This window comes from Synechococcus sp. UW106 (assembly GCF_900474015.1).
Classification (GTDB): Bacteria; Cyanobacteriota; Cyanobacteriia; order PCC-6307; family Cyanobiaceae; genus Parasynechococcus.
The window spans coordinates 617,791-633,671 of the sequence record NZ_UCNV01000009.1 but is presented as its reverse complement, the minus strand read 5'-3'; the positions used below and the strand labels follow the sequence as shown (position 1 = coordinate 633,671).

At 61.6% G+C, this 15,881-nt stretch carries 19 protein-coding genes; 6 read left to right on the top strand and 13 right to left on the bottom strand.

The window, feature by feature from the left end; genetic code table 11:
• The first annotated feature begins 41 nt into the window (after positions 1-41).
• On the top strand, positions 42-1,220 hold the full coding sequence (locus tag DXY30_RS10870) for an NDP-sugar synthase (protein ID WP_115094921.1): 1,179 nt from the start codon (positions 42-44) through the stop codon (positions 1,218-1,220).
• On the opposite strand, the gene DXY30_RS10865 is transcribed toward DXY30_RS10870, so the two are convergent.
• A complete protein-coding gene (locus DXY30_RS10865) occupies positions 1,201-2,106 on the bottom strand; it encodes a methylenetetrahydrofolate reductase (RefSeq protein ID WP_115094920.1) in 906 nt (301 codons plus the stop codon). The genes DXY30_RS10870 and DXY30_RS10865 overlap by 20 nt on opposite strands.
• Positions 2,107-2,173: 67 nt before the next feature.
• Between DXY30_RS10865 and DXY30_RS10860 the strand changes: the two genes are divergently transcribed.
• The gene (locus DXY30_RS10860; RefSeq protein ID WP_115024441.1) at positions 2,174-2,452 is read left to right on the top strand and encodes a response regulator transcription factor; all 279 of its coding nucleotides are present in this window, start codon (positions 2,174-2,176) and stop codon (positions 2,450-2,452) included.
• A gap of 208 nt (positions 2,453-2,660) precedes the next feature.
• Here DXY30_RS10860 and DXY30_RS10850 read toward each other — a convergent pair whose 3' ends face one another.
• The 9 genes from DXY30_RS10850 to DXY30_RS10810 are packed head-to-tail and all read right to left on the bottom strand — an operon-like array spanning position 2,661 to position 10,168.
• Positions 2,661-3,167, bottom strand: coding sequence for a CYTH domain-containing protein (locus tag DXY30_RS10850; protein ID WP_115094919.1), 507 nt, complete (start codon positions 3,165-3,167; stop codon positions 2,661-2,663).
• Between the two features lie 3 nt (positions 3,168-3,170).
• Positions 3,171-4,121, bottom strand: a complete 951-nt coding sequence (locus DXY30_RS10845) for an NAD(+) kinase (protein WP_115024446.1) — start codon at positions 4,119-4,121, stop codon at positions 3,171-3,173.
• 18 nt (positions 4,122-4,139) lie between these two features.
• Positions 4,140-4,469 (bottom strand): NADH-quinone oxidoreductase subunit NuoK, encoded by a 330-nt coding sequence (gene nuoK / locus DXY30_RS10840; RefSeq protein ID WP_115024448.1) that lies wholly within the window; start codon positions 4,467-4,469, stop codon positions 4,140-4,142.
• Entirely contained in the window at positions 4,469-5,068 is a 600-nt protein-coding gene (locus DXY30_RS10835; RefSeq protein WP_115024450.1) for an NADH-quinone oxidoreductase subunit J, read from the bottom strand. The genes nuoK and DXY30_RS10835 overlap by 1 nt, the downstream gene beginning before the upstream one ends.
• Positions 5,065-5,712, bottom strand: a complete 648-nt coding sequence (gene ndhI, locus DXY30_RS10830; protein ID WP_115094918.1) for an NAD(P)H-quinone oxidoreductase subunit I — start codon at positions 5,710-5,712, stop codon at positions 5,065-5,067. The genes DXY30_RS10835 and ndhI overlap by 4 nt, the downstream gene beginning before the upstream one ends.
• 59 nt (positions 5,713-5,771) lie before the next feature.
• Positions 5,772-6,890: an NADH-quinone oxidoreductase subunit NuoH gene (gene nuoH, locus DXY30_RS10825; RefSeq protein WP_170951238.1), complete on the bottom strand. Its 1,119-nt coding sequence runs from the start codon at positions 6,888-6,890 to the stop codon at positions 5,772-5,774.
• Between the two features lie 27 nt (positions 6,891-6,917).
• Positions 6,918-8,108 carry a citrate synthase gene (locus DXY30_RS10820; RefSeq protein ID WP_115094999.1) on the bottom strand — a complete coding sequence of 397 codons (1,191 nt, stop codon included), beginning with the start codon at positions 8,106-8,108 and terminating at the stop codon, positions 6,918-6,920.
• A 16-nt stretch (positions 8,109-8,124) separates the two neighbouring features.
• Positions 8,125-8,610 (bottom strand): histidine phosphatase family protein, encoded by a 486-nt coding sequence (locus DXY30_RS10815; RefSeq protein WP_115094916.1) that lies wholly within the window; start codon positions 8,608-8,610, stop codon positions 8,125-8,127.
• Positions 8,588-10,168, bottom strand: a complete 1,581-nt coding sequence (locus DXY30_RS10810) for a DUF3352 domain-containing protein (protein WP_244281366.1) — start codon at positions 10,166-10,168, stop codon at positions 8,588-8,590. The genes DXY30_RS10815 and DXY30_RS10810 overlap by 23 nt, the downstream gene beginning before the upstream one ends.
• 53 nt (positions 10,169-10,221) lie before the next feature.
• On the opposite strand from DXY30_RS10810, the gene DXY30_RS10805 reads away from it, so the two are divergent.
• Both DXY30_RS10805 and DXY30_RS10800 read left to right on the top strand, forming a co-directional pair.
• On the top strand, positions 10,222-10,575 hold the full coding sequence (locus DXY30_RS10805) for a rhodanese-like domain-containing protein (RefSeq protein WP_115094914.1): 354 nt from the start codon (positions 10,222-10,224) through the stop codon (positions 10,573-10,575).
• Complete coding sequence (locus tag DXY30_RS10800) at positions 10,575-11,552, top strand: heat-inducible transcriptional repressor HrcA (protein ID WP_115094913.1); 978 nt, start codon at positions 10,575-10,577, stop codon at positions 11,550-11,552. Before DXY30_RS10805 ends, DXY30_RS10800 begins: the two co-directional genes overlap by 1 nt.
• Positions 11,553-11,562: 10 nt before the next feature.
• Here DXY30_RS10800 and trpB read toward each other — a convergent pair whose 3' ends face one another.
• On the bottom strand, positions 11,563-12,819 hold the full coding sequence (trpB, locus tag DXY30_RS10795; protein WP_115094912.1) for a tryptophan synthase subunit beta: 1,257 nt from the start codon (positions 12,817-12,819) through the stop codon (positions 11,563-11,565).
• Positions 12,820-12,841: 22 nt separating this feature from the next.
• Positions 12,842-13,810 carry a class I SAM-dependent methyltransferase gene (locus DXY30_RS10790; protein WP_115094911.1) on the bottom strand — a complete coding sequence of 323 codons (969 nt, stop codon included), beginning with the start codon at positions 13,808-13,810 and terminating at the stop codon, positions 12,842-12,844.
• 29 nt (positions 13,811-13,839) lie between these two features.
• Here DXY30_RS10790 and DXY30_RS10785 point away from each other — a divergent pair, with 29 nt between their 5' ends.
• Together DXY30_RS10785 and cysC are read left to right on the top strand one after the other, a co-directional pair.
• Complete coding sequence (locus tag DXY30_RS10785) at positions 13,840-14,166, top strand: translation initiation factor (protein ID WP_115094998.1); 327 nt, start codon at positions 13,840-13,842, stop codon at positions 14,164-14,166.
• A gap of 31 nt (positions 14,167-14,197) precedes the next feature.
• Complete coding sequence (cysC, locus tag DXY30_RS10780; protein WP_115094910.1) at positions 14,198-14,842, top strand: adenylyl-sulfate kinase; 645 nt, start codon at positions 14,198-14,200, stop codon at positions 14,840-14,842.
• Here cysC and DXY30_RS10775 read toward each other — a convergent pair.
• Entirely contained in the window at positions 14,802-15,881 is a 1,080-nt protein-coding gene (locus DXY30_RS10775; protein WP_115094909.1) for an AI-2E family transporter, read from the bottom strand. The two genes, cysC and DXY30_RS10775, sit on opposite strands and share 41 nt — an antisense overlap.

Sequence of the window (15,881 nt, the reverse complement as noted above, 5' to 3'; positions counted from 1 at the left end):
GTCTATGGTCACTACCTTGTAATGACCCCCGTGAAACGCCAATGAAGGCGATGATTCTGGCGGCTGGCAAGGGGACGCGGGTTCAACCGATCACGCATGTGATCCCCAAGCCGATGATTCCAATCCTGCAGAAGCCGGTGATGGAATTCCTGCTGGAACTGCTCAAAGAGCACGGTTTCACCGAAGTGATGGTGAACGTCTCCCACCTCGCCGAAGAGATTGAAAATTACTTCCGGGATGGCCAGCGTTTTGGCGTTGAAATTGCGTACAGCTTCGAAGGACGGATTGAAGACGGAGAACTGATCGGCAACGCGCTGGGATCCGCCGGCGGACTCAAAAAAATCCAGGACTTCCAGCACTTCTTCGACGACACCTTCGTGGTGCTCTGCGGTGATGCACTGATCGATCTTGACCTCAGCGAAGCGTTGCGTCTGCACCGTGAGAAGGGTGCCATCGCCAGCCTTGTCACCAAACGGGTCCCCAAGGATCAGGTGAGCAGCTACGGCGTTGTGGTCACGGATGACCAGAACAGAATTTCAAGCTTTCAGGAAAAACCCAGCGTTGAGGAAGCCCTCAGCGACACCATCAACACCGGCATCTACATTTTCGAGCCGGAAATCTTCGAGCACATCCCCTCGGGCCAGCCCTTCGACATCGGCTCTGATCTGTTCCCGAAACTGGCCGAGCTCGGGGCACCCTTCTATGCCATTCCGATGGATTTCGAATGGGTGGATATCGGCAAAGTTCCCGACTACTGGCAAGCCATCCGCAGTGTGTTGATGGGCGATGTGCGTCAGGTCGGAATCCCCGGCAAGGAGGTGCGGCCCGGGGTTTACACCGGCCTGAATGTGGCCGCCAACTGGGACAAAATCAACGTCACCGGCCCCGTTTACGTGGGCGGGATGACCAAAATCGAAGACGGTGCAACGATCATCGGACCCACCATGATTGGCCCGAGCTGCCACATCTGTGAGGGTGCCACGGTGGACAATTCGATCATCTTTGACTATTCACGCATCGGCGCCGGCGTCCAGCTTCTGGAGAAGCTGGTGTTCGGTCGCTACTGCGTTGGCAAGGACGGCGATCACTTCGACCTGCAGGAAGCATCCCTCGACTGGTTGATCACCGACGCCCGGCGTCAGGACTTAGTGGAACCGTCCCCCCAGCAGAAAGCCATGGCTGAGCTGCTGGGTACGGATCTCACCCAGGCAGCGAGCTGAGTCCGGCTCGATCCAGGATCATCGGGATACGCTCCTCCGCCTTGATCGCCATCAAGTGAACACCACTGACGATGCCGAGGTAACGCTTCACCTGCTCAGCGGCGATGGCCACCCCCTCCATTGCGGGATGCTCCGAACACTCAAGCCGATGGATCAATTCATCGGGGATGCATGCCCCGGGCACAACACGGTTAATGAACAGGGCATTCTTGGCTGACTTCAGCAGAAACACACCGGCAAGCACCGGCAGACCCAGGGGACCAGCTAGCTCGTGCTGAAAGCGCTCAAGAGCTGAAGGATCCATCACCATCTGGGTTTGAACGAAGCGGGCTCCCGCGGCCTGCTTGCGATGCAACCGGCGCTGTAAACCGCTCCAGCTCCTGGATTGCGGATCGGCGGCACACCCGGCGAACAGCGTGGTCTCCCCATCGGGCAGGGTGCCCTGAACGGGATCGGCCCCGCTGTTGAGAGCCTGCACCTGCTGCAACAGCTTCACAGACTCGAATTCATTGACCGGACGCGCATCCGCCTGGTCTCCCGCGCGCACCGGATCTCCGGTGAGACACAACAGATTGCGGATCCCCAACGCGTGGGCCCCAAGGAGATCAGCCTGCAGGGCGATGCGGTTGCGATCCCGACAGGCCATCTGCAAGACGGGCTCCAGACCGGCCTCAAGCAGCAACTTGCAGGACGCCAGGCTGCTCATGCGCATCACGGCCCGGCTGCCATCAGTCACGTTCAGCGCATGAACGCGGCCCCGCAGCGATTCAGCCATGGACAACATATGCGTCGGATCTGCACCACGAGGCGGCATCACCTCGGCCGTGAGGACCTGATTGCCGGCCTCAATCGCGCGCTGAAGCGCCGTCCTCAAATCCAGTTCCATTTCACCGGCCCACTATGCAGGATCGGAGCAACGGTCCGGACTAGCATGAAGCCATCGGTGGTCACTCATGTCCTCCCTCGACGGAATTGATCCCCTTGGGATCTCCCTCTCAGCCAGGGAGGTCGAGATCATTGAACTCGTGGCAGAAGGACTGACCAATCAAGAAATCGCCGATCGTCTCACCATCAGCAAACGAACCGTCGACAACCACGTGAGCAACGTGTTCACCAAAACCGGTTCCAAGAACAGGGTTGCTCTACTCAACTGGGCGATGGACAACGGCAAGATCTGCCGGGACGGCTTCAATTGTTGCGTCCTTCCAGAAAACGATCCCCCCTCACCCTGATGGTGGAGATGACAGGTTCCGGAAGACTTTGCAAGGAGCTGGGACCGACAGGAATCCGAAACAAGGTGGCGTATTCGAGGCAAGCCTCAACACTTGATCCCGCAAAACGGAGCATTCCAGTTGTGTCGTAAAGACCCACCACTGGAAACGATCACCGATCAGAACACCTCAAAGCTAAAGGAAATCTGAAGATAAATCCAGTCTGGTCTTAAACCCAGCCAAAACGGCATCGATCCTCCAGCGGCCAAGCCTGAATCGGGTGCTGCGACAGCACCGCATTGCTCCAACGGGACTCCCCTGTGATCTCCTGACCGCACCAAGGCGGAATCACCAGGTCAACCTGAGCCGATGCAAGCTCCACCTCCGCCAGCACCAGGGGCGCATTCTCCCCCTGAAAACAATCCACAACCCAGTCTCCACCAGGGCAATCCAGCTGATGACGGACTTTTTCCAGACGGTGCGGAGCCAGATCCCAGAGGGCCTCGGCATCCGCCACCGGAATTGGATATTCGAACTCGTGGCGTATCAGACCAACGGCATCAGCAGCAGCTTTAAGGGTGAGCCAGGCCTCCTTCATCCCGCGCAGTCGCATCCGGACCGTCACACCCTCAGCACTGGCGGCCAGGTACCCCTGTCGTAGGGCCTGTCCGGGGCCGGCACTGCTGCGCCAGGCGTCAGAACGCACCAGAAAACGTCGTTCGATCTCTAGAGCCATCGATCAATTCTGGGACGGCTGCGCCGCCTGCAGGCTTCCCGCCCAGTGAAGCTTGTGCGACAGCGTTCTGTAATACGAGGGACTTTGATTCAGCAGCACCATCAGGGCATGGTGACGCGCCTGCTGCACGACACAGCACTCGCCTGGTTCCAGAACTGTGCAGCCCACACCGTCCTTCCAGAGCTTGATGCGGTGATCGCCGGCACCCAAGGGCCAGATCGCCAACCTTGCCCGGGGTGGCACCACCAGCGTTCGGCTGGAAAGACTCATCGGGCAGATCGGGGCGACGATGATGGCATCAATGCCGGGATGCAGGATCGGCCCCCCCGCCGCCAGGGCGTAACCGGTGGATCCGGTCGGCGTGGACAGGATCAGGCCATCTCCCCGCACCTGGTCGACCACTTCTCCATCGATCTCCAACTCCAAGGTGCAGGTGGGCGAAATCTCATCGCGATAGGCCCTCAGATAGAAGTCGTTGAAGGCCCAGTGGTGCTCTTCGTCATCTTCCAGATCCGGCTGTTGCAACAGACCAGGGGACGCCGTTCGTTCTTCAGCGGAGCGGCGATCGACCATGGCCTGAAGCATCATGCGCCGTTCGATCGCGAACTGATCGTCCTGAAGTCGCTGCCAGATCTGATCGCCACGCAACACCCGGCGATCGTGGGTGAGAAAGCCCAGATGGCCTCCCACATTGATGCTCAGGATCGGGATGTCATGCACCGCAAGATGACGGGCAGCCCCAAGAACCGTGCCATCCCCCCCCAGCACCAGAGCAAGGTCGGGCAAGGCGTCTTCAACAGCCAGCAAGCCAGGGAAAGGGTTCACCCTCGGCCCTGACATCGCGGTCACAACGTGCGTTCCAAGGGCTTTGAGCTCCTTGGCACATTGGCGAGCTTCCCTCTGAGCAGGCTGACTATCGGCCCGATAGATCACCCAGACCCGATCGAGACGCATGATCCAGGTGTGCGGGAATTACCAGCGCAGCAGGTTGAACTGCTCCATGTCGACGGTAACGCGATTGCGATAAAGCGACAGCAGGATCGCGAGACCAACCGCAGCTTCAGCGGCAGCCACCGTGATCACAAACACAGCGAACACCTGACCTCGGATCAGATCGCCATCCACAAAGGATGAGAAGGCCATCAGATTGATGTTCACGCCATTGAGCATCAGCTCGATGCTCATCAACACCCGAACGGCGTTGCGGCTATTGATCAGTCCCCAGACACCGATGCAGAACAACATTGCGGCCACCAGGAGGTAAGCCTGCAGGGAAGGAAGCGTTGAAAGGAAATCACTCATCAGTCCGCTCGGTTCATCAGCAAGGGAGTACGAGCCTTCTCGATCAGGCCCTGGTCAGCCACTTCACCGGTGACCACATCGGTGGCCAACACATCGCGGCGGGCCAAAACGATCGCTCCGATCATGGCCATTAGCAGCAGCACTGAAGCCACCTCAAACGGTAAGAGGTAATCAGTGAACAGGTGTTCACCGATGCGCGCGGTGGCCTCCTCACCCACGGCGGCGGGGCCTGGAAGCGACCAAGGAGTGGTCACCACAACGCGGACCAGCAGAGCCAGCAGACCGGCGCAGACGCCAGCTGACACCACCCGTCGGGTGGTGAGGTTGGCGATGGCCTTCAAATCCTCCCGTTTGTTCACGAGCATGATCGCGAACAGGATCAGCACATTGATTGCGCCGACATAAACCAGGATCTGGGCAGCGGCCACGAAGCTCGCATTGAGCAGCAGATAAAGCCCTGCAACAGCTGTAAACACACCGCCAAGCAGAAAGGCGGAATAGACGATGTTGCTGAGAAGCACCACACCCAGGGCGCCAACCACCACAACGGCAGACAGCACCAGGAAACAGATCAGCTCGGTGGTGGTCGCGATGGTCATGCGTCGCCCTCATTGTCCTCACTGGAGGATTGTCCCTCATCCTTGACTGCTGGCTTCTGCGGCGGAGTGAGGGTCTCCAGAACCTGGGAGGGCAGCTGGCCGGCCCGCGGGCGATCTGCAGGCACGGTGTGTGGATCCAACTCCCCAGCTGGGAGATATGCCAGCTCGCGCAATGGAATCACCGAAGGATCTGTGGTGACGCTGGTAGGGAGCCGCCCCAAGGCAACGTTGTCGTAGTTGAGGCTGTGGCGATCAAACGCAGCCAGCTCATACTCCTCAGTCATCGAGAGGCAGTTGGTGGGGCAGTACTCCACGCAATTACCGCAGAAAATACAAACGCCGAAGTCAATGGAGTAATTCCGAAGCTCCTTTTTCTTCGTCGCCTTGTTCATTACCCAATCCACCACCGGCAGGTTGATCGGGCAGACCCTGACGCAAACCTCGCAAGCGATGCACTTATCAAACTCGTAGTGAATTCGACCCCGATAACGCTCGGAGGGAATGAGCTTCTCGTAGGGGTACTGCACCGTGACCGGACGGCGATGCATGTGGTCAAACGTGACCGAAAATCCTTGGGCCAGATTCCGGGCTGCATCGACCGCATCCCGGGTGTAATCACCGACCTGTTTGAGGAAGCCGAACATGGTCTGAAGGGGAGAGAACGAAGCGGAGCCGGAGCGCAATGAATGCTAGGTAGTAAAACCTAGCCACCGAACGCAACAGGGAAGGCGAGCTTGAGGGCCGCAGTCACCAAGAGATTGACCAAGGACAGCGGCAGCAGGAACTTCCAGCCCAGGTCCAGCAGCTGGTCAATGCGCACGCGGGGCGTTGTCCAGCGCAGCAGGATGGCCACAAACACCAGCAGATAGGCCTTCAGCACGGTCATCACAATGCCGACAGCACCAGTGATGACCTGCACCAGAGGGGCGTCAATGGGCTGATGGAGCCAGCCGGCCAGCCACTCGACCGGAATCGGGAAACCCCAACCACCCAAATAGAGGACGCTGACCAGAATGGCGGAGAGCACCAAATTGATGTATCCGGCCAGATAGAAGAGGGCAAACTTCATGCCCGCGTATTCGGTCTGGTAGCCGGCGACCAACTCTTCTTCGGCTTCAGGGAGGTCGAACGGGAGCCGCTCGCACTCAGCCAGGGCACAAATCCAGAAGATCAGGAAACCCACAGGCTGACGCCAAATGTTCCAGCTGAGGATGCCTGCTCCGGTCTGCTGATCAACGATGTCGACGGTGCTCAGCGAGTTGGTCATCATCACCACGGCCAGCACCGCTAAAGCCAGGGGGATCTCGTAGCTGATCGACTGCGCTGCTGCCCTGAGGCCGCCAAGAAGGGAATACTTGTTATTCGAGGCATAACCGCTCATCAGCAGACCGATGGGCTGAATGCTGCTGAAGGCGATCCAAAGGAAAATGCCCACGCCCACGTTGCTGATCAGGAGGTTCTGACCGAAGGGGATGATCAACCAGGAGATGATCACCGGCACCACCACGAGAACCGGGCCCAGGGTGAACAGCAGGCTGTCGGCCCGCGCCGGAATGATGTCTTCCTTGACCAGAAGCTTGAGGCCATCGGCCAGAGGCTGAAGCACGCCAAGGGCACCGGCGTACTGAGGTCCGATCCGTTGCTGAACGGCGGCCGAAATCTTGCGTTCCAACCAAACCGACACGAGCACACCCACCACTGCAGCCACCAGGACCAGCAGCATCGGCAGCGGCAGCCAGAGCAGTCTCGCCACTTCTGGAGAGAGGCCTAAGCCTTGCAGCGCCTGGCTAAAGCTCAATTCCAGGTCAAGTCCCGGACTCACCATGGTGTCGACGGAAGTGGGTGCAACTTAGGCGGCCGGAGCCGAAACTCGCTCCTCGATGGGCATCCAAGAGCGTGGCTGTGACCCGGAATAGATCTGCGAGGGCCGAAAAATCCGGTTCGCCCCCAGCTGCTCACGCCAATGGGCCAGCCAGCCGGCGACCCTGGCGATCGCGAAGACAGGCGTGAACAGATCCCTGGGAATCCCGAGCTTGCGGTACACGAGCCCGGAATAGAAATCCACGTTGGGATAGATGCCTTTCGGGCCAAGACGGGACTCCGCTTCCTGCTCAATCGCCCGGGCCACGTCGTAGAGGTCGTCATGGCCAAAGCTGTCGAACATTTCCTCAACCAGCGACTGAAGGATCACTGCGCGGGGATCTTTAACCTTGTACTCGCGGTGGCCGAAACCCATAACCTTCCGCTTGGACGCGACGGCATCGTCGAGGAAGGCACCGGCGTTCTCGGGGCTTCCCACTTGCTCCAGCATGGCGAGAACATCTTCATTGGCTCCCCCGTGGAGCGGCCCCGCCAGGGTGCCGACTGCAGAGGCCACCACGGCATAGGGATCCGTCAGGGTGCTGGCGGTGACACGGGCACTGAAGGTGCTCGCATTGAGGCTGTGCTCGGCATGAAGCATCAGACAACGATCAAAAATGCGCGCCGCCAGTGGATCAGGCTCCCGCTCTGTGAGCATGTACAGGAAATTGGCGGAGTAGGCCAGATCATCCCGAGGCTGAATCGGATCCTGGCCTTTGCGAATCAGCTGAAACGCCGCCACCATCGTCGGGATCTTGGCAATCAGCCGCACTACCGCGTCATAGATGTATTGCGGGTCGTCAATGGCCCGGCGGGAATAGAACAGGCCGAGGGATGCTGCACTCGATTGCAGGGCATCCATCGGATGGCCGCTGGCCGGGAAGCACTTCATCATGTCCCGCACCCGGAAGCTGACACGCCGATGCATCTGCACAGCGTGCTCAAACTGCGCCAACTGATCGCGGCTGGGCAGCTCTCCCCAGATCAGCAGGTAGGCCGTCTCCAGAAAGCTGCTGTTGGCTGCCAGATCCTGCATCGGGTAGCCGCGATAGGTGAGCAGCCCCTGGTCTCCATCGATATCGCAGATGCCCGACTGGGTCGCCGGAACACCGTCGAGGCCTGGCCGCAGTTCGATCCCGGTCCGCGCATGGCGCAGGTCTCCTGTCTGCTGCTGGGCCACCACCTGATTGCCTCTATCAGCAACCTAAATCTTCAATCAACAGGGCCGGGCGGAGCAAGGTCTGCAACTGCCACTGACCCGCCGAACAATGCAGCTGGATCACGCCGGCTTTCTTCAACAGCAATCCACCAGGGGGACACCCCAGAAGCATGCAGGCCAGATCTCCAAGATCCGGCTCATGGCCCACCAGACCAAGCCGTCCATCGACCGAGCTCAGCAGCGTTTCAAGTGCCCCTCCTGGTTTGAGGCGTTCGTCCACCGCAAGGCCTGAGGCGAGCCCCGCCTCTAGGGCCAGTTCAGCCGTTTGCAGTGCCCTGCGGTAGGGACTGGACAACAGGCGATCCAGCCTCAGCCCCCGTCGCACCAAGGCTGCCATCACCAGTTGCGTGCGCTGACGCCCGGCCGCGGTGAGGGGGCGATCCGGATGATCCCGCCCCGCCTGGCGGGGTTCTGCGATGCCATGCCGCAGCAGAACCAGTTCAGCCGAGTTCGAGGCGGGCATGCAAAGGAATCTCGGTGCCGCTCTGCTCCAGACGATCAACGTCGACGGCGAACGCTAGACCCCGGACCTGATCCTGCAAGGGCCGCCCTGCCATCACCTGCAGCAGCCCCCATGGCCGCCATTGACCCAACAGTGATCGAGCCGGGGCATCCGCCAAAAGAAGAGCCTGCACGGGTTGGGAGGCCGATGCGAGCTCCTGCCACTGGTTCAGGCGAGGCTGAAGGGCACGTCCGTTTTGGCGCTGCGCCAGAGCCATCAACGACTCACCCCACCAGTTCAGAGAGGACGAGCTGGCCTGAGCCACGGCCAACTGGGCATCCACTCCAGGCTGGCGTCCCCGCTGGCGAACAAGACGCGTCCACACACTCAAGACCTCACCATCTCCGTCCAGCTCAGACCGGGTCAGGCCTTGCTCCTGCAGACGTGCATCCACCGCATCCCTGGCGGGACTTTGCGAGCGGGTGGCCAAGAGCCAGCCCTCGGACTGGTCTTGCCAGAGGAGCGGGCCGTCATCCGACTGAACAACAGCATCTGCAGCCGGCTGGTCCCGCAACTGCTGCGCGAGAACCGGACCGAACCACTGGGCCAGCGGATGGCTTTCGCCCGGATCCAACAGACGTGCTGGGCTTTGCAGCTGCGCCAGCCAACGGCCATGTCCACCAGCCGAAGCGGTCAGATCCGTCAGGTCAGGCCATGGGGCGGAAGCAATCTCTTGCAGGAACCCGAGTCGCCCATCCACCGCCAGGGTCGAGCCTTCCGGCCGAAGCGAAGCCACAAGTCCGCTCAGATCCTCGCGTTGGGCCACCACCTCAGGGAACTGAAACCAATGCTGAAGGGCGTGTGGCGATGCCGTCAGCAGTGCCACACCCTGACCGAGATCAGCGACCTGACGCTGCAGACGTTCATCCCCCAGCTGATGCTGATCCGGGAGCTGGGAAACATCGAGGGCCTGCTCCAGCACGCCCCGGCCTGAGGCCACCAAGAGCAGATCGTCATCGATCAAGGCCGTGGCCAGAGGTTGGGGGTCATGCCCCACCAAGGCCCCCTGTCCGCTGATCACACCGATGCCGCGGTAACTACTGATCTGTAAATCGGTGCCCGCCAGGCTGCGGGTCTGCCAGAACCGTTGCAAGAAGCGCCTGGCGCCATCGTCATCCCGACTGGTCAAGGCCAGAACCCAGCCGGCGCTGGAGCCCCCATCGGTGAGGGTGAGGCTGACTTCCTCGCCAAGCCAGGGCTCCAGCTCAAGACCAAACTGCAGGCCCGCCAAGGCGAAGACCCCCTCACGCCACTGCCGTGCACCATCGCGGGCATCGCGGCGTTCCGATGCAGGGGCGACGGCCTGGGCATAGGCAGGCAGACGCCTGGGATCGGCCAGCCAGTGCAGGGACAAATCGGCATCCCTCGGCACAAAGCGAGCCGCCCGGGGCAGACGCAAAGGCTGCTCAGCCAGGTGAAGGGGGCTCTGGCGATCCATGGTCCAAAGCAGACCAGCAGCCAGAAGCAGCAGCGACAGCAGCACAGCGCCAACAGCGCTGAGGAAGGGGCGGGCCTTCATGGGCCGGCATTCTCGGATCGCTTCATCTTTGTCCATCAACGCAGAATGGCGCCATGGGCCAATCCCAACCACAACCAATCCAAGCCTCCGAATTGCAGCAGTGGCTGCAAAGTGAGCAGCCTTCACCCCAACTGGTGGATGTGCGTGAGGCGGCTGAACTCGCGATCGCGTCTTTCCCCGGTTCAGTGCTGCACCGACCCCTGAGCCAATCCAATGAATGGCTCACAACGCTGCAAGCCGACCTCAAGCCCGATCAAGCGGTGGTGGTGGTTTGCCATGCAGGCATTCGCAGCTACCACTTCGGTCTGTGGCTGCTGGACCAGCCCTGGGGCCTCGAGGTGTGGAACCTTGAGGGAGGAATTGATGCCTGGAGCCTTCAGGTGGATCCCAGCGTTCCCCGCTACTGATGAGCAAGCCCCTGTCCCTTCGGCAAGAACAGGTGCTTCAGGCGACGGTGCACCACTACGTCGACACCATGGAACCCGTGGGAAGCCGCACCCTGGTGCAACGCTTCGGCATCCCCGCCAGCTCAGCCACCGTTCGCTCCGCCATGGGAGCTCTGGAACGTCGTGGTCTGCTGCATCAACCACACACCTCAGCCGGACGCATTCCCAGTCCGATGGGATACCGGCACTACGTGAATGCTCTACTGCCGGAACCCGGCGTTGCCGTTCAGCACCTGGAACGGGAGCTCACGGGCCTGAGCCTGCGCTGGGCGGGTCTCGATGACCTGCTGATGCATCTGGCACGGCGACTGACGGATTTCACCGGCCTGATGAGCCTGATCACCCAACCGCAGCAGGAAAACCGCCAACTGAAGACGATCCGTCTGGTGCCGAGTGGTGATCGACTGCTGGTGATGCTGGTAGAAGCCAATGGCAGCGCAAGCCATCTCAACCTGCGCCTGCCGCACGGCGCCGAAGCCGAGCTCACAGCGATGGAACGCTGGGCGTCAGCGCAGCTCGAAGAGGGCGACCTGAACTGGGAGGCACTACCCAGGCAGTTGCAACGCAGCGGCGCTGTGCTGCGTAGTGCCCTTGACCAGCCCACCCCAACCATCAACCCCACGTCTGTTGTGGTGCATGGCCTCTCAAGGCTGGTGAGCGAACCGGAATTTGAAAGCACGGCAAGCCTTCGGCCGCTGCTGGAACTGATCGACGACGAGCCCTGCACCTTGATCAGTCGCGGTGCATCCGCACGGGTCTGGATCGGCGATGAGCATCCACAGCCAGCGTTGGAGGCCTGTGCGGTGGTTCAAGCCCCCTATCGCTGCAACGAGGGGCTCGGGCACGTGGCCCTCGTGGGTCCCATGCGCATGGCCTACGCCACGGCACGCGCTGCGGTGCAGCGCGTAGCCCGGCATCTGGAGTTACTGCTGGCTTGATGCCTGAGCCTTAAAGCTGATCGCCCAGCTTTTCCGCCACGGTGTTGACGTCCTTGTCGCCTCGACCGGAGCAGTTGATCACCACTTCGGTGCCCTCGGCCAGGGTGGGGCAGAGCTGCTCGAGCCAAGCGAAGGCGTGGGCGGTTTCCAGGGCCGGAATGATTCCCTCCAGCTCACTCACCAACCGCAGGGCATCCAGGGCCTGCTGATCGGTGACGGCCGCATATTCCGCCCGGCCGATTTCGCGGAGGTAGCTGTGCTCAGGGCCGACACCGGGATAGTCGAGACCAGCCGAGATGGAATGGGCCTCCATCACCTGGCCGTCGCCGTCCTGCAGCAACAGGCTCATGGCGCCGTGGAGAACGCCAGCACGGCCTTCGGTGATCGTTGCGGCATGGCGGCCTGTCGCCACGCCATCGCCGGCGGCCTCAACGCCGATCAGACGAACTGAGGTGTCCTGAACGAAGGGATGAAACAGGCCCATGGCATTGGAGCCACCACCCACACAGGCCATCAACACATCCGGCAGCCGACCGAAAGCCTCCTGACACTGCTGTTTGGACTCTTCACCAATCACCGCGTGGAAGTCCCGCACCAACATTGGGTAGGGATGCGGGCCAGCGACGGAGCCGAGGATGTAGTGGGTGGACTCAACGTTGGTCACCCAGTCGCGGATGGCTTCACTGGTGGCGTCCTTAAGGGTGGCGGTGCCCGCCGTCACCGGTTGCACGGTGGCGCCCAGCAAGCGCATGCGAAACACGTTGAGGGCCTGACGGCGCATGTCTTCGGCGCCCATGTAGATCACGCACTCGAGACCGAAGCGAGCGCAGACCGTGGCCGTAGCGACGCCGTGCTGGCCCGCACCGGTCTCAGCAATGATCCGCTTCTTGCCCATGCGCAGTGCCAGCAAGGCCTGCCCCAGAGCGTTGTTGATCTTGTGCGCCCCGGTGTGGTTGAGGTCTTCTCGCTTGAGCCAGATGCGGGGACCACCGTCGGAGCGGCGGTAATGGGCTGAAAGACGCTCAGCTTCGTAGAGCGGTGTCGCCCGACCGACGTAGTTCTTCAGCAGGCGGTTGAGCTCAGCAGTGAAGGCCGGATCATTCCAGGCCTGGGCGGCCGCCTGCTCCAACTCCGCCAAAGCCGGCATCAGGGTTTCAGGCACGTACTGCCCACCGAATCGGCCAAAGCGCCCATGGGCACCGGGACGAACCGCCGGCTGCAAGCTGGAGGGATCCGGAGTGCTGGCGTTGGGCAAAGTGCTGGTCACGGATCGACGTTGGAGCGTCGGCTCAGCGTAAGCAGGCGATCACACGGTGCCGTGGGTCGCAGGCACGGATGCTGGGATTCCGGAACCCGGCCTCCTGCAACGCTGCGGGCAGATCCAGGGCGAAGTACTGCTCAATGAAGGGCTCTGTGCTCTTGAGCAGCGTGGCCACCGGCGCCGGCAAGCGCTGCAGCACCGAGGAGCCGGGATCCTGGTCCACCATCAGCAGAACACCACCGGGCCGCAGCAGCCGGGCCGCTTCGGCCAGGACAGCACGGGTCGCTCCCTGGGGGAGCTCATGGCAGACGAACTGCAGGCTGACCAGATCAACGGAACCCGAGGCCAGCCCAGTGGCTTCGGCAGCGGCATGGCGCCAGTCGTGCACAAGGCCCTGGGGGTCACGCACGCGGGCCACCGACAGCATCTCTGGCGACAAATCCAGGCCGATTAACATCGGAGGGTGCGCAGAGCTTGCTGCGGCCCGGGCGTTCAGCCAGCGGGCAAGGGCCTGGGTGCTCACCCCGACGGAACAGCCCAGATCCACGACACGGTCGATCGATCCGGGAAGCAACGGTTCTGCCACAGCATGGATGGCATTTCGAAGTCGTGCCTGAGCCTCGGCAGGCTGCAGCTGCTCCTCCGGCCAAACCCGCAGGGCCATGGCATCGGTGGCCTGCTCGGCTTCAGCGGCAGCCTGCCAGCAGAGGTTGCCCTGCTCATAGGCATGGAATCGGGATAGGTAATAGTCCGGCGGGGTCAGACCTGCCGTAGTGCTGGCAGCCAGCAACGGTGCTGCCGCCTGCTGCAGCTCCTTGCGTCGGGCCCGCCAAGGAATGCCGTTGCGTTCAGCCGTGCGAATGATCAGCTGCCGCGCCTGGAAGAACAGGGGACGACGCAGCAGACCGATACCGATCAACGCCTCGATCAAACGGCCGAGGCCTCGGCTGGAATCGGCCCAGCGAGGCGTTGTTGTGGGTGCAGCATGGATGGTCATCGACAATGCAATTCGATTGCGACGGGTGGATGCCGAAAGGCGGCTGGCAGGAATTCAGCAGAGCTGACAGTCTGCAGCGACCGAGCGGGGCGACGACGGAGCCCACAGCAAAGTCTCAGCAAATGGTGCGGGTGCAGCCCACCCGCGGCAGCAAGGGGGGCAAAACTGTGACGGTGATCCGAGGCTTGGAGCTTGATGCTGCGGGCTTCAAGGCTCTGTTGAAGAAACTCAAAACACGCATCGGCAGTGGCGGCACCGCCAAGGATGGGGTGATCGAACTTCAAGGAGATCAGGTGGACCTGACGCTCGAGCTGCTCAGCAAAGAGGGATACCGGCCAAAACGAGCTGGTGGATAAGTGAGAATGGCCGCCACTTCATGCCGTGGCCATGACTGCCAGCCCCACCTACGGAGAACTCACCAACAAGGGTGCGTCCACCAACATCGCTTGGCATGAAGCCTCCGTTGGCCGAGACGAGCGCTCGAAACAGCGCGGCCACCGCAGCACCATCCTCTGGTTCACCGGACTCTCGGGTTCCGGTAAGAGCACCCTGGCCAATGCCGTCAATGCGGCTCTGTTCGAGCGAGGACTCGCCACCTACGTGCTTGACGGGGACAACATCCGCCATGGGCTCTGCAAAGACCTGGGTTTCTCCGATGCCGACCGTGAAGAGAACATCCGCCGCATCGGTGAAGTGGCCAAGTTGTTCCTGGATGCGGGCGTGATCGTGCTGACCGCCTTCGTCTCCCCCTTCCGCGCTGATCGAGACAAGGCCCGTGGCCTGGTGGAAGACGGTGACTTTCTCGAGGTGTTCTGCGCTGCCGATCTCGATGTCTGCGAATCCCGCGATCCCAAAGGCCTTTATGCCAAGGCACGGGCTGGGCAGATCAAAGAATTCACCGGCATTTCCAGCCCCTACGAAGCACCGGAGACGCCCGAGCTGAAGATCGACACCGGCAAGCAGGATCTGGCCGACTCCGTGGAGCTGGTGATCAAGGCACTCCAGGAGCGGGGGGTGATTCCGGCGGCCTGACATCGCCAGCCCTGGCGGCATCGGCCAGGGTCTTGATGCAACTGGCCACCGGAACCGCCAACAGCAATCCCAGGAGATCCCCCACGCCGTAAAGGGCGCCCACCCGGGCGCCGATCGGCAAAGCGATCAGCAACCAGGCCGGTTGCAGCCCGACGATGCTGCCCATCAGCCGCGGTTGGATGACCTGATCCACGATCTGACCAACGACGATCGCCGCGGCGAGCAGCTCGAAGCCTGTGCGGGGATCCTGTACTGCCAAAACCGCACTCACCGAGACAATCGACACAGCGCTGGCGTAAGGCACCAGGGTGGTGAATCCGATCAGCACAGCGAACAACACCCCATAGGGGATTTTCAGGGCGGTGAAGACCATTAGCTGGCCGCCACTGAGGATCAACGCCAGCACCACCTGCCCGGCGAAGTAGCCCCGAAAAGTGCGCTCGAGGGTCGTCTGCACCAGCTCCCGCCAGCGATCCGGCAGCCAACGGGCCAGGCCTTCGACGATGGGATCAGCCCCAAGCAGCAGAAAAACCGCCAGCACCAGCACGATCACCACATTGATCGTGGTGCCGACCGTTGCCCCCAGAAGTCCGAGCAAGCGCTGACTCAGCTGCGTGGCCAGACGACTGAACTGGGACACCAGATCGCTGCTGAGATCAGCGAAATCGGCGGGCAAGCCATGGTCCACCGCCCAAAGCTGACCCCGGTCGATCCACTGCTCTGCTGCCGTCAGTAGTGACGGTGAAGCACTGATCAATTGGCTGAGCTGTTCAATCAGCAGCGGCACCAAGGCCACGGCCGCCCAAACCAAGAGCCCCACGGTCACCAGAACAACGCTCACGATGGCCCAAGCGCGGGGAAGACCCCGTTGCGAGAGCCAGCGACAGGGCAGGTCCAACAGAAAGGCAATCAAGGCCGCGGTCAGAAACAGCCCGGGGAACGGCGCGAACTGAACCAGCAGGCGCTTCAAGACAAAGGCGTTCAAGCCCAGCACGGGGAGCAGGAGACCGAGTCGCAACCAAGCGGGCCAGGGCGTCAT

What these genes read in the sequence shown, in the direction of transcription:
- DXY30_RS10850 (WP_115094919.1), bottom strand. Translation starts at nt 3,167, where the DNA reads ATGGCTCTAGAGATCGAACGACGTTTTCTGGTGCGTTCTGACGCCTGG.
- DXY30_RS10835 (WP_115024450.1), bottom strand. Translation starts at nt 5,068, where the DNA reads ATGACCATCGCGACCACCACCGAGCTGATCTGTTTCCTGGTGCTGTCT.
- DXY30_RS10805 (WP_115094914.1), top strand. Translation starts at nt 10,222, where the DNA reads ATGGGCCAATCCCAACCACAACCAATCCAAGCCTCCGAATTGCAGCAG.
- DXY30_RS10845 (WP_115024446.1), bottom strand. Translation starts at nt 4,121, where the DNA reads ATGCGTCTCGATCGGGTCTGGGTGATCTATCGGGCCGATAGTCAGCCT.
- nuoK (WP_115024448.1), bottom strand. Translation starts at nt 4,469, where the DNA reads ATGAGTGATTTCCTTTCAACGCTTCCTTCCCTGCAGGCTTACCTCCTG.
- DXY30_RS10785 (WP_115094998.1), top strand. Translation starts at nt 13,840, where the DNA reads ATGCCGAAAGGCGGCTGGCAGGAATTCAGCAGAGCTGACAGTCTGCAG.
- DXY30_RS10775 (WP_115094909.1), bottom strand. Translation starts at nt 15,881, where the DNA reads ATGACGCCCTGGCCCGCTTGGTTGCGACTCGGTCTCCTGCTCCCCGTG.
- DXY30_RS10870 (WP_115094921.1), top strand. Translation starts at nt 42, where the DNA reads ATGAAGGCGATGATTCTGGCGGCTGGCAAGGGGACGCGGGTTCAACCG.
- cysC (WP_115094910.1), top strand. Translation starts at nt 14,198, where the DNA reads ATGACTGCCAGCCCCACCTACGGAGAACTCACCAACAAGGGTGCGTCC.
- DXY30_RS10790 (WP_115094911.1), bottom strand. Translation starts at nt 13,810, where the DNA reads ATGACCATCCATGCTGCACCCACAACAACGCCTCGCTGGGCCGATTCC.
- DXY30_RS10865 (WP_115094920.1), bottom strand. Translation starts at nt 2,106, where the DNA reads ATGGAACTGGATTTGAGGACGGCGCTTCAGCGCGCGATTGAGGCCGGC.
- ndhI (WP_115094918.1), bottom strand. Translation starts at nt 5,712, where the DNA reads ATGTTCGGCTTCCTCAAACAGGTCGGTGATTACACCCGGGATGCGGTC.
- DXY30_RS10810 (WP_244281366.1), bottom strand. Translation starts at nt 10,168, where the DNA reads ATGAAGGCCCGCCCCTTCCTCAGCGCTGTTGGCGCTGTGCTGCTGTCG.
- DXY30_RS10800 (WP_115094913.1), top strand. Translation starts at nt 10,575, where the DNA reads ATGAGCAAGCCCCTGTCCCTTCGGCAAGAACAGGTGCTTCAGGCGACG.
- DXY30_RS10815 (WP_115094916.1), bottom strand. Translation starts at nt 8,610, where the DNA reads ATGCCCGCCTCGAACTCGGCTGAACTGGTTCTGCTGCGGCATGGCATC.
- DXY30_RS10860 (WP_115024441.1), top strand. Translation starts at nt 2,174, where the DNA reads ATGTCCTCCCTCGACGGAATTGATCCCCTTGGGATCTCCCTCTCAGCC.